Here is a 2,894-nt window from a genome sequence, read left to right as displayed (position 1 = left end):
CCAAAACCACATACCCACATTAAAAAGGGCCTTGCACCAGCGACAAATATACTGCGATGATTAGCTTGTACTTTGTTTATTTCAGCTTGTACTAAACTGGGTTGTTGTTTTAACCTTTGTTTGATCAGTGCTAAATTAAGCTCTTCTTCGTCACTGGTGAATATTTCGTCTAAAATACCCCCTACAGCTTTGATAGGTTCAGTGATTTGAGTCGAAAAAATCCCCCTTAACCAACTCATTAAGACTGCCACTCCCCTGTTTTCATTTGCAAAGAGAGTTCTTTAGCGCGTTTTGGTAATTGTTTTGCCCAACGACTTTCAAGCATTTCAATTGCGGCATGTTCAAACTCTCCATTTTCTATATAACTCAGGGTTTTTTTAAAGGCGAATAATCCTTCCAAACCTAAGTTGTATGCCATATTTAGCAGCACAGCAAAACGGGCTCCATTACAGTAACAAGTATTTATATTGCGTTTAATACCCGCTTTACGTAAGTTGAGATCATTTAACAGTAATGTTTCAGCTTCTTGTTTTGATATCCCTGCATCATCTAAGTTACGGCCATAACCGATTGTGAGTTTTTCAGCGGTACAATAATAAGGATGTTGTCTGAAACCTTCGTGTTTTTTTACTTGTTCAACAGTATTTTGAATAGACATAAAAAAAACTCACACAGTTATTAGCCGTTGAGTTCCTATAAAAATAAATTAAGCATGTTTGAAATGTAAAGATCTGAATTAAGAATCTTTCGCACTTTAGATATATCATAATGATTAAAATTTAAATTAAGAGGTCAACTCTGCCCTACTTCTGAACTAGGCTGAATTAATAAAATTTAAAAAAGACGTGTTTCATTAAAATTATATTCTACTCAGTATTTCGCGCTCAGCTTTTGTTAACCAAAATTCAGCCGATCGTTTTGATTCAAACCCTAGTAATATTGCTGCTTCTTTTAAAGGGGCTTCATGAATATAACGCGCACGTAATGCACGAATGCATTCAGGTCTAAGTTGCGTCATTAAATTTGTTAATTCGTCTATTATTTGTGGTACAAAAATATTACCGGAATGATTACGACTTGCAAAAGTTTGGTCACTTCTCTCGTTGATAGAAGTAGTCGCATATCCTTGAATTGACTCTTTACTTCGCCAAAATCGTCCCCAGTTTTTTAAATTTTTTCTCAACTCTTTAATTGTTATCTGTTGTTCCACAACTCAGCTCCTCTATCAGCTTAATAACTTTAAGTGAATATACGTCTTCAATGAGTCCAATAACATCATTCCATTTAGGGTTAAACTCATTATTTTCCCATCTACGTAATGTCCGTTCTTCAATACCATAAGAAGCCGCAGATTCAGCTTGGGTATAACCTCTAAATTTTCTCGCATATTTTAAAATATCAGCCCCTTTAGGTGTCCTTTTATTAAGCGCTGGATCATTTGGTACTGCAAATTGGTTCATTCCATATCCTTGAGATATCTCGTTTGAAAATTTTTGAATGCTAAAAACCTTTTAAGCATTTTTATAAGCGTGGTTCCAAGCCATTTCCAGCTTAAAACTAAAAACTAAAGCTCTTTATTAACAATGAATTAGAGCTTAATTTAGCTTGTACATATAATAGACTTTTACTTCGATTAAAACAGGTCAATTTCGACCTTATTCCTATAAAAAGTCTAAAAAACGACCTAATATTATTTATTACACATATAGCACCTGCAATTAAACCCATGACATCTGAACCATTGAGCGTGAGCGCTCTAACTTTTTGGGTGAATTTTGAATATTTGTTAAATAGACTCATTCCTTACCTCTTTGCTTGTTTATTCTACGCATTTTGTTGTGTATAATTATTCATAACATACGCATTGCGCATATTATTAAATTAAAGTGTACTTATCATAAGTTACCGCGTAACTTTTAACTCACTATAATTCTATTATTAACGCATTTCAATATTTAATTATAAAAATGCGTTAAAAAAACATTAGATTGAGTATTATTCAATCTCGCACTGACATTAGCTTTTATGTAATAATATTGAAGCTAACAAATTAAATGGATGAAATTTATAACTTAAGGTATTCGTTAAGTGGCTAAATTAATAAAGAAAAGTGATAGCGAACAGCTTGATTCTGAAAAAATAAAGCATGAAAATATATATAATAATGAATCTGAAACTCTTGCGTTTCGCGTAAAAAAATCCATTGAACCTGATAGCATTAGGTCTTTTGCGTTAAAAATTGACATTTCAGAAGGTACACTGCGTAGAATATTAAAAGGAGAAGATCCTAAGCTCAGTGTGATTGAAAAAATAGCAGATGAAGCAAATGTTGATTTTTTATGGCTTATTAAAGGTATTCAAACTAATCAACAACCCGCTTTTACAGATCAAAATCAAAAAACACATGATTGTACAAGTGTAGAATTAACTGAATTTAATGAAGAGTTTGCTTTAATACCTGGCTACCATATTTCTGTTAGTACTGGTCATGGCGCATTTAATGGTGATGCGAAAATAAAACGACATTTAGCATTTAGAAAAAAATGGTTAGACTACAAGAACTTATCAAGTAACCAATTAGCAGTTGTATTTGCAAAAGGTGACTCGATGGAACCTACTATTCATAATAATAATACAATTTTGGTTGACCTATCAGACAAAAAACTCAGTGAAGGCTTAATTTACGTCATTAGAATAGGAGAAGAACTCTATGCTAAACGTTTGCAACAATATATAGATGGCTCTGTCAGACTCATAAGTGATAATAAAGAGTATATAGATCAATTATTAAAACCTAATGAACTTGAACAACTAGAAATTATTGGCAAAGTCGTATGGATAGGCAAAGACTTAGATTAAACTGGATTTAGTTAAGGCATTAATTGAAGATAATA

At 32.5% G+C, this 2,894-nt stretch carries 5 protein-coding genes; 1 reads left to right on the top strand and 4 read right to left on the bottom strand.

The window, feature by feature from the left end; genetic code table 11:
- The 4 genes from CJF42_RS23370 to CJF42_RS23355 form a co-directional block, all read right to left on the bottom strand.
- Positions 1-239, bottom strand: a 239-nt coding sequence (locus tag CJF42_RS23370; RefSeq protein ID WP_215534223.1) for a 3TM-type holin, incomplete at its 3' end; no start/stop codon positions are given.
- Complete coding sequence (locus CJF42_RS23365; RefSeq protein WP_095368960.1) at positions 239-658, bottom strand: glycoside hydrolase family protein; 420 nt, start codon at positions 656-658, stop codon at positions 239-241. The genes CJF42_RS23370 and CJF42_RS23365, both read right to left, overlap by 1 nt.
- A 201-nt stretch (positions 659-859) precedes the next feature.
- Positions 860-1,210 (bottom strand): hypothetical protein, encoded by a 351-nt coding sequence (locus CJF42_RS23360; RefSeq protein ID WP_095368959.1) that lies wholly within the window; start codon positions 1,208-1,210, stop codon positions 860-862.
- Entirely contained in the window at positions 1,188-1,460 is a 273-nt protein-coding gene (locus CJF42_RS23355) for a helix-turn-helix domain-containing protein (protein ID WP_095368958.1), read from the bottom strand. Before CJF42_RS23355 ends, CJF42_RS23360 begins: the two co-directional genes overlap by 23 nt.
- 628 nt (positions 1,461-2,088) lie before the next feature.
- On the opposite strand from CJF42_RS23355, the gene CJF42_RS23350 reads away from it, so the two are divergent.
- On the top strand, positions 2,089-2,859 hold the full coding sequence (locus CJF42_RS23350; RefSeq protein ID WP_252097717.1) for an XRE family transcriptional regulator: 771 nt from the start codon (positions 2,089-2,091) through the stop codon (positions 2,857-2,859).
- Positions 2,860-2,894 lie beyond the last annotated feature (35 nt).

Source organism: Pseudoalteromonas sp. NBT06-2 (genome assembly GCF_002276045.1).
In the GTDB taxonomy this organism is placed as follows: domain Bacteria; phylum Pseudomonadota; class Gammaproteobacteria; order Enterobacterales; family Alteromonadaceae; genus Pseudoalteromonas.
The sequence above is the reverse complement of the archived record's forward strand: the minus strand, read 5'-3'. Positions and strand labels throughout refer to the sequence as shown.